At 69.4% G+C, this 7,522-nt stretch carries 8 protein-coding genes and 1 pseudogene; 3 read left to right on the plus strand and 6 right to left on the minus strand.

Going from position 1 to position 7,522, the window contains the following annotated elements:
- Positions 1–560 (plus strand): annotated as a pseudogene (locus G6023_RS00715) (hypothetical protein); the annotation flags it as partial.
- 61 nt (positions 561–621) lie between these two features.
- Here G6023_RS00715 and G6023_RS00720 read toward each other — a convergent pair.
- Entirely contained in the window at positions 622–1,821 is a 1,200-nt protein-coding gene (locus G6023_RS00720; RefSeq protein WP_069390375.1) for a TerC/Alx family metal homeostasis membrane protein, read from the minus strand.
- Between the two features lie 94 nt (positions 1,822–1,915).
- Entirely contained in the window at positions 1,916–2,389 is a 474-nt protein-coding gene (locus G6023_RS00725) for a DUF4442 domain-containing protein (protein ID WP_067714753.1), read from the minus strand.
- A gap of 149 nt (positions 2,390–2,538) precedes the next feature.
- Here G6023_RS00725 and G6023_RS00730 point away from each other — a divergent pair, with 149 nt between their 5' ends.
- The gene (locus G6023_RS00730) at positions 2,539–2,730 is read left to right on the plus strand and encodes a ferredoxin (RefSeq protein WP_007633389.1); all 192 of its coding nucleotides are present in this window, start codon (positions 2,539–2,541) and stop codon (positions 2,728–2,730) included.
- On the opposite strand, the gene G6023_RS00735 is transcribed toward G6023_RS00730, so the two are convergent.
- From G6023_RS00735 to wzm, 4 genes are all read right to left on the minus strand, one after another.
- A complete protein-coding gene (locus tag G6023_RS00735) occupies positions 2,717–3,322 on the minus strand; it encodes a maleylpyruvate isomerase family mycothiol-dependent enzyme (protein WP_067714750.1) in 606 nt (201 codons plus the stop codon). The two genes, G6023_RS00730 and G6023_RS00735, sit on opposite strands and share 14 nt — an antisense overlap.
- Positions 3,323–3,415: 93 nt before the next feature.
- On the minus strand, positions 3,416–4,537 hold the full coding sequence (glfT1, locus tag G6023_RS00740; RefSeq protein ID WP_240341220.1) for a galactofuranosyltransferase GlfT1: 1,122 nt from the start codon (positions 4,535–4,537) through the stop codon (positions 3,416–3,418).
- Entirely contained in the window at positions 4,527–5,345 is an 819-nt protein-coding gene (gene wzt / locus G6023_RS00745; RefSeq protein WP_067714748.1) for a galactan export ABC transporter ATP-binding subunit Wzt/RfbE, read from the minus strand. Before wzt ends, glfT1 begins: the two co-directional genes overlap by 11 nt.
- Positions 5,346–5,357: 12 nt before the next feature.
- Positions 5,358–6,245, minus strand: coding sequence for a galactan export ABC transporter permease subunit Wzm/RfbD (gene wzm / locus G6023_RS00750; RefSeq protein WP_069390376.1), 888 nt, complete (start codon positions 6,243–6,245; stop codon positions 5,358–5,360).
- A 66-nt stretch (positions 6,246–6,311) separates the two neighbouring features.
- Here wzm and G6023_RS00755 point away from each other — a divergent pair, with 66 nt between their 5' ends.
- Entirely contained in the window at positions 6,312–7,328 is a 1,017-nt protein-coding gene (locus G6023_RS00755; RefSeq protein ID WP_182633831.1) for an NADP-dependent oxidoreductase, read from the plus strand.
- Positions 7,329–7,522 lie beyond the last annotated feature (194 nt).

Raw genomic sequence — 7,522 nt, forward strand, 5'->3', positions numbered from 1 at the left:
GGATGCTGCCCGAACTGCCGGGCCAGTTGTCGGGCGCCGCCGGGCATCCCGCCGGGCGTGGTGCGAGGGCCTTCCGTGAGGTCGCCGGGGCGGCGGATCCGCTCTCGGGATCGGTCGCGTCGACCCGGGCCCGGCTCGAGTTGGCGGCGGCGGGGTGCGGGACGTTCGGGCACGGGCACACGGTCCGGCTGGGGCACTTCACGGTGGAGTTGCCGCTCGCCGATCCCTTCGACCGGTGCGTGGTGTTCACGCCCGGCGGGCGGGCCCCGTCGTTCGGGAGACCCGCCGAGCGCTACCGGGAGCACTTGCGTCGGGCCGGATGGACGGTGATCGTCGTCCGAGGACCCGTCTCTCCGGAGGGGGCCGCGGCGCCCGCTCCGTCCGCTGTGCCCGCTCCGTTTGCCGGGCCAGCCGCGCTCACGCCTCCGGGAGGTCGGGGGGAAGGGCACCGCGCGGCGGCGGTGCTGAGGTCGCGCTGGCCATCGACGGAGGTCCGGTCCCCGTTGCGCGAGGACGGCGCGGTGGATCCGCACGGCATGTGGTCAGGCAGCCCCTGGTGAGGAGCCCGGGTCAGGAACCCCGGTGAGGAAGCCCCGGTAAGGCCCGGCCCCGCCGCCGGCGTCAGCGGGTGTAGTCGGTCGCCTTCTCGTAGCGGCCCTGCTCGTCCCAGACCCTCCGCAGGAGCTGCTCAAGCTCCCACACGTCGCCCTCGCTGCCGAAGTACCTGCGCTCGATGTCCTTGAGCTTGTCCTCGTTTTCGACGATCTTCGCCCACAGCTTCGCCCGCTCGACCGGATCGTCGACGAAGTCCTTGTCGAGGTATTCGAGCGAGTGTCGCTTGAGGTTGCCGAGCACCGTGAGCGCCTTGCCGGCCGGGCTGAGCAGGGAGCCGAGGACCGTCACCACGAGCACACCAACGATGATGCCCAGCGAGAGGAACGTGGGGACCTCCACCACGTCCACGTGCTCGCCACCGTTGATGAACGGGAGGTTGTTCTCGTGCAGGGCGTGGAGGATGAGCTTGACGCCGATGAAGCCGAGGATCGCGGCCAGCCCGTACTTGAGGTAGACGAGCCGGTCGAGCAGGCCGTCGAGCAGGAAGTACAGCTGGCGCAGGCCGAGCAGCGAGAACGTGGTGGCGGTGAAGACGATGAAGACGTTCTGGGTGAGACCGAAGATCGCGGGGATCGAATCCAGCGCGAACATGATGTCGGTGCCGCCGATGGCGACCATGACGATCATCATCGGCGTCATGACGCGCTTGCCGTTCTCGATGGTGAACAGCTTGTCGTGGTCGTAGTGGTCGGTGGCCGGGATGAATCGCTTGGCCAGGCGCACCACCACGTTGTCGGCGTCGTCGTCCTCGTCGTCCTCGGCCAGCAGACGTCCGGCGGTGACGATGAGGAACAGGCCGAAGATGTAGAACAGGACGGCGAACTTGTTGAGCAGCGCGGCGCCCACGAAGATGAACGCGGTCCGCGCGATGATCGAGAACACGATGCCGAACAGCAGTGCCTTCTGCTGGCCCGCACGCGGCACCTTGAAACTGGTGAGCAGCAGCAGGAACACGAACAGGTTGTCCACCGAGAGCGCCTTCTCGGTGATGTACCCGGCGAAGTACTCCACGCCCATGTCTGTGCCGCCGAAGATCCACACCACGCCGCCGAAGATCAGGGCGATCCCCACGTAGAGCGCGGACCAGATGGCCGACTCCTTGAGGGTGGGGATGTGCTCCTTGCGCACGTGAAAGAAGTAGTCGAACAGCAACAGGGCGATGATGAGGCCGACTGACAACGACCATGCGAGCGGGGTGGCTCCCAACGGGGGTTCCTTTCCGGGGAGGGCCTGGGACCGGATTATCCTACCCGTGTCCGGCGGCGGGAGACCCCCGGCGGAGGTCTCTGACCGCTGCCCGTCAATCCCTGCGGCGGATCGACATCGTGTGCCGGGCCTCCACGACCGTCCCGCCGCGGGCGTCGGTGACCAGGGCCGTGTGGACGATGCTCGTCCGGGGCCGCGCGGTCAGCTGCTCACGGATGGAGTCGGCCTCCACGCGGGGGACCTCCACGACGCACCGCAGACGACCGCGTCCGGGGGTACGGAAGTCGATCGTCGCGGACTTGGTCCACACCTGGTAACCGGTGCCGAGCTGCCCGGACAGCAGCGCCCCGTAGAGCACGTCGGTGGCGGCGAACAGCGCGCCGCCGAACGCGGTGCCGTTGGTGTTGGCCGTCCACGGGGCCACGTGCATGTCGAGCTCCCCGCGGGTCCAGTCCGGTGCGACGTGGCGGATGCGGATCCCCGAGCCCAGCAGGGGTGGATAGAGCGAGGCCAGGACCGGGAACGCCCGGGGGCTCGAGGTGTATCGGTGCAGCAGCGTCTTGGGCACGGGGCGAGCTTAACTTACCGGCGGATCAGTTCGGGGCGGCTGCGATCCGGTGACGAAAACACGAATTCCCTAGACAAAAAGCACCGATTTGTCTAAGTTCAGGGGTCCGACCACGGAACCGATCGTGGCCGACGACGAGGAGGCACGTCATGAGGATCATCGTGGATCCGGACCGGTGCGAGGGCCAGGCGGTGTGCGTCGGGCTCGCCCCCGCAGTGTTCGAGCTGGGGGACGACGACGAGGTGGTGCGCGTCATCGTCGATGAGGTCCCCGAGGAGCACGAGAAGCGGGCACGGAAGGCCGTCGCGAAGTGCCCGATGGCTGCTCTCAGAGAGGCCTGACGGGCCACGCCCCCGGATCGCGTCCGGTCAGCGCCAGCGCCGTGTCCCGGGCGGGGACGTCCGGCCCCTCGTAGCCGGGCACCGGGGGATCGAAGAGTTCCGGGGCCGGGTTGTCGGCGAGATCTGCCCGGACGAACTCCAGCACGGCCCGATCGAGCTCGTCGCCCCACCGCAGGTCGATCCGCTGGGAGACGGCGAGATCCCACGCGTGGACGGCGAGGTCGAACACCTGTTGCGCCAGGTAGTGCTTCGCGGGCGCCAGCCCGTAGGACAGGTGCACCTCGTCGTCGTCCGGGGTCCCTCGCCACGCCGCCGCCACCGGCGGGCGGATCGCGTGCCAGTCGGTGACCAGCTCCGGCCCGGTCGCCTCGTGGAGCCGACGCAGGCGGTCCTCCAGATCGTCGGCCACCTCGTCGACGGTGCCGCCGGCCAGCAACCCCGGCACCCACAATTGCTCGTCGACCACGTGGGCCAGCACCTCGTGCGCCGTCCAGTCGCTGCAGGGGGTGGCGGCGTCCCAGTCGGTGATGGCGGGCAGGACCTCGTCGTAGAGGTCGGCGGCGCGGGACTGCAGGGCGATCCAGTCGGTCATGGACCCATCCTGCCAAAATCCGCTACTCCACCTCCGGATCCGCGAGTCCAATCGGCATAGCGGATCCGGATTCGCGGTAGCGGATTTCGTGGGTCAGCCGCCGGGCTTGTCGAACCGCTCGCCGGCGCCCATCCGCTGCAGTCGCAGCCACTCGCGCAGGCCCGCCGGGTCGCGCCTCGTCACCAGGAAATACCAGCCGAAGCGCAGGATCTCCTGGGGGATGAGTCGCCGATTGCCGGGCTGGGTGAGCACGTACCCGCGGTTGCGGTAGGTGAAGTGGCGTTTGACCGGGTCGTCGGGGAACTGGGTGTGCATCCGGCCGCCGAGGATCGGCTTGAACTCGTCCGAGCCCTGCGGGTGCAGGTAGGCGGTGGTCAGGCAGGTGCCGAAGGGCTGGCCGGAGCGGACGAGCCGGCGGTGCATCTCCACCTCGTCGCCGCGGATGAACAGCCGTAGATCCGGAACGCCCACCCGGTCCAGGCAGTCGGCGGTGAACAGCGCGCCGTTGAACAGCGACGCGATGCCGGGCAGCAGGTCCTCGGCCGGTGCTGCGGGCCCGCCCGTCCCACCGGCCCCGCCCGTCCCACCGGCCCCGCCGACCGTGAACAGCTCGGAGCGGTGTCGTCGCCACACCAGGCCGCGCCGCAGCGGGAACGCCAGACGGTCGGGATCGTCGAGGTCGCACACCACCGGCGACACCTCGGCCAGCCCGTGGCGGTCCATGCAGCCCAGCAGGGTCGCCAGCACCTCGGGCCCCTCGGGGCGGCCATCGTCGTCGGCGCACCACACCAGGCCCGCCCCGGTGGCCAGGGCGTGGAGCATCCCCAGTGCGAACCCGCCCGCGCCACCCAGGTTGTGCTTTGAGCCGATGTACGTGGCCTCGACCGGCTGGGCTTCGACCAGTTCTCGCACGGCCTGCTCGTCGGCATTGTCGATCACCACCAGGTGGTCGATCGGGCGGGTCTGGCCGCACACCACCTCGAGCGAGGCGCGCAGCTGCTCCAGCCGGCGGTGCGTGACCACCACGGCCACGACGCGCCGCCCGTCGCCGCCCCGCTGGGTTGCGCTGGCGGAATGCTCGCTTCCGGCGGGGTTGTGCTGCGTGTCGGGACCATTCTGGGCGCGCAGGTCCGAGCCCATCACCGCAGGGGCGTCCGACCCGGGCGTGTCGCCCGCACCGCCCGGGCGGCCCGCGCCCTGCCGCTCAGTCCTCATGGTGCATCCTGCCGATGTACTCGCCGATCGAGCGCCCGGCCTCGGGGCCCTCATAGGCGGTGACGATCTCCTCGATGCTGCCGCGCTGGCGGATCCGGCCGTGGTCGACCCACATGGCCGAGTCGCACAGCTGCGCGAGGAATTCGTTGGAGTGTGAGGCGAACACGAGGATGCCGGAGCGGGAGACCAGCTCGGCGAGCTTGACCCGCGCCTTCTTCATGAACTCCGCGTCCACGGCACCGATGCCCTCGTCGAGCAGCAGGATCTCGGGGTCGATGGAGGTCACCACCCCCATCGCCAGGCGGACGCGCATGCCGGTGGAGTAGGTGCGCAGTGGCATGTCGAGGTACTCGCCGAGCTCGGTGAAGTCGGCGATCTCCTCGACCTTCGCCTTCATCTGCTTGCGCGTCTGCCCGAGGAACAGCCCGCGGATGATGATGTTCTCGTAGCCCGAGATCTCCGGGTCCATGCCGACGCCCAGGTCGAAGACCGGCGCCACGCGACCGCGGATCCGGGCGGCCCCGCGGGTGGGCTCGTAGATCCCGGAGAGCAGGCGCAGCAGCGTGGACTTGCCGGCCCCGTTGTGGCCGACCAGCCCGATCCGGTCGCCCTCCCGGAGGGAGAGGGTGATGTCCTTGAGGGCCTCGACGACGACGACGTTGGACGCGTTCCGGCCGATCGCGCCGCCGGCGGATCCCAGCACGGCCTTCTTGAGCGATCGCGACTTGGCGTCGAAGATCGGGAAGTCGACGCAGGCGTCCACGCAGTCGATGGACACGCCGCCGGGCGTGGGGACAGCGGAGCTCATGGGATATATCTCCTACACCCAGTACGGGACTCGGGAGCGGAACTGGCGCAGGGCCACGAACGCGAGGACCAGACCGACGGCGGTGCAGCCCAGGACGATCCACCAGTGATAGGCGGCGGTGGGTTCCCCGAGCATGGGGGCGCGGACGATCTCGAGGTAGTGGTAGAGCGGGTTGAGCTCGGCGATCCGGGCCCGCTCGGCGATCTCCCCGCCCTGCTCGTAGAGCGTCTGCGTGGTCCAGACGATGGGGGTCATGTAGAACAGCAGCTGCACCATCGAGTCCAGCAGCGGCGCGATGTCGCGGAACCGGGTGGCGAGGATGCCGAACAGCATGGCCACCCAGACGCCGTTGATCATGAGCACCGCCAGTCCCAGGACGGACAGCAGCAGGTCCCAGCCCAGGGGGCGCGGGAAGACCAGCATGAGCACCACCCAGATCACCAGGTTGTGACACAGGAACAGGAACTGCCGCCAGACCAGGCGGTAGACGTGGACGCTCAACGCGCTGGGCAACTGCTTGATCAGGCCTTCGTTGGCGATGAAGACCTCGGAGCCCTCCTTGATGCACCCGGAGATGAAGCCCCACATGATGAGGCCCACGGTGACGTGCGGGAGGAACTCGGCGAGCGGGATCTGGAAGAGGATCGAGTACAGCAGGCCGAGCGCGACGGCCATGACGCCGGTGGCGATGGTGATCCACAGGGGACCGAGCGTGGACCGCCGGTAGCGCTGTTTGATGTCCTGCCAGCCCAGGGACAACCACAGCTCGCGCTGGCTGAGCCCCTGCCGCAGGTCGGCGACGGCCCGGCGGAAGGTGTGGGAGTCGTTGACGATCTCGCCGCGTACGCGCTCGTCGGGGAGCGTCGCCGAGGTGGGATCGGGGAGGGGCTGGTCCTGCACGATCGGGAAGCCTACTAGAGCGGCCGGCGGTGGCAGCCCCGCAGCGAGTGCGCGTAGACAGTAGAGATGACGACCAGTACGCAGATCCAGCTCGCGAGCCGCCCCCGCGGATGGCCGACCCACGACAACTTCCGCACGGTCACCGTCGACCTGCCCGAGCTCGCCGAGGGCGAGGTGCGGGTGGCCAACGAGTACGTCTCCGTGGATCCCTACATGCGTGGCCGCATGAACGAGGGGCGCTCCTACATCCCGCCGTTCGAGCTCGACGAGACCATGACCGGTGCCGCGGTGGGGCGTGTCGTCGAGTCGCGGTCCGACGCCCACCCCGTCGGTGCGGTGGTCCTGCACGACCTGGGGTGGCGTGACGTCGCGCAGGCCGACGGTCGGCAGTTCCGCGTGGTGGAGGAGATCGACGGCGTGCCGGTCTCGGCGTACCTGGGCATCCTCGGCACCACCGGACTCACGGCGTACGTGGGGCTCATGCACATCGGACGGTTCCGGGCGGGCGAGTCGGTGTTCGTCTCGGGTGCGGCGGGTTCCGTCGGTTCCGCGGTGGGCCAGATCGCCAGGCTCGAGGGCGCGTCCAAGATCATCGGCTCGGCCGGCAGCGCGGAGAAGGTCGCCACGTGCACGGAGCGCTATGGCTTCGACGCCGCGATCAATTACAAGGACGGCTCGGTCCGTGAGCTCCTGCGGGGGCACTTCGGCGCCCGCGACGGTGAGGGCATCGACGTCTACTTCGACAACGTGGGCGGTGACCACCTCGAGGCCGCGCTCGACCTGATGAACGACGGGGGCCGCCTGGCCCTGTGCGGCGCGATCAGCTCCTACAACGCCACCGAGCGCAGCCCCGGTCCGGACAACATGTGGCACGCCATCACCCGTGGCCTCACCCTGCAGGGCTTCACGGTGAACAAGTACATGCACTTGTTCAAGGAGTTCGCGGAGAAGGTCGGGCCGTGGGTCGCCTCGGGCGAGATCGTGTTCGACGAGACCGTCGTCGACGGCATCGACAACTCGGTCGACGCGTTCCTCGATCTGATGAAGGGCGCGAACGTGGGCAAGATGCTCGTGAGGATCTGATCCCACCTATCTGACCCCACCGATCTGACCCCCGGTCCGGTCCGGCGGCCGATCGACGGTCTGACCCGGGCGGCGGGGCCCCACGGGGGTGCGGCAGGGTTGACGTCATGACGCCGACTCGCCGAGCCGCGCCCGCCGCCCGCCTGAGACGACGGGCCCGTCGCCGGCTCGACGCCGTGCGCGCCACCGCGGAC

The organism is Dietzia sp. DQ11-71 (assembly GCF_014144995.1).
Taxonomy (GTDB): Bacteria; Actinomycetota; Actinomycetes; order Mycobacteriales; family Mycobacteriaceae; genus Dietzia; species Dietzia kunjamensis.